The organism is Leucobacter soli, assembly GCF_042659205.1.
Taxonomy (GTDB): Bacteria; Actinomycetota; Actinomycetes; order Actinomycetales; family Microbacteriaceae; genus Leucobacter; species Leucobacter soli.
On record NZ_JBHSRW010000439.1, the window covers coordinates 1 to 831 of the forward strand.

Consider the following 831-nt stretch of genomic DNA (forward strand, 5'->3'; position numbering starts at 1 on the left):
CTGCACCGCAGTCTGCCGGAGAGCCCGGGGGAGCTGCCGCGGCACCTGCAGTGGGTCGTTCTGATCCTGCGCGCCGGACCGGCCTCGGACGGCATCGCTGCAGAAGTCGGCGCCGTGGATGCCGCCGTGGATAGCGCTGTGGCTGCCGAGTGGCGCGCGCTCGCCGAGCAGTTCGGGAGCTCGACGCGGGTTCCGGATCCGCTGCGGCGGGTGCTCGCACCGGATCCGGCCTACACGCCGCTGCAGCGCTTCGCTCGCGCGCTCGCGCTGCTGCTCCCGCCCTACGAGCGCCTGCTCGATCTCGATGCCCGTGAGCGCGGCCTCACGGACGAACGCCGGGGTTCGGCGGACGTCGAGGAGGACGCGACCGGCGAATCCGGACTGGGGCTCGGCGCGGATGCGGGACCCGACTCGGACGATGCGGCGGACGGACCCGGCGATCAGCCCGGTGCCGATGACACCGGCGCTGAGGAGACGGGTGCCGAGGAGAGCGGATCCGCGGACGACTCGACGCCCGCTGCCGGCGAGAGCGACCGGGCGCGAACCGGCGAGGGACGCGATACGGCCGAAGGCGCGGATCTCTTCGCAGCCGAGCACGCGGCGTTCGTGGAGAAGATCCTCGCCACGCCGATGCCCGCGGAAGGGGCGATGCTCGACGCCGTGATGGATCCGGCGGAGATGCCGGATGGGAATCCCCGCAGCGATCCGAATGCGCTCGCACCCGGCACCGCTGCCGTGGCGGCCGGGCGGACCGCGCTCGCGACCTATCGCGAGCGTGCGGACGACCTCGCCGCGCCCATCGAGCGCATGCGGGAGGTGTGGGCGCGGGTG

The 831-nt window shown here is 73.8% G+C and carries 1 pseudogene; it reads left to right on the forward strand.

From position 1 onward, the window contains the following. Nucleotides 1-831, forward strand: a pseudogene (locus ACFPZL_RS13810) (hypothetical protein); the annotation flags it as partial.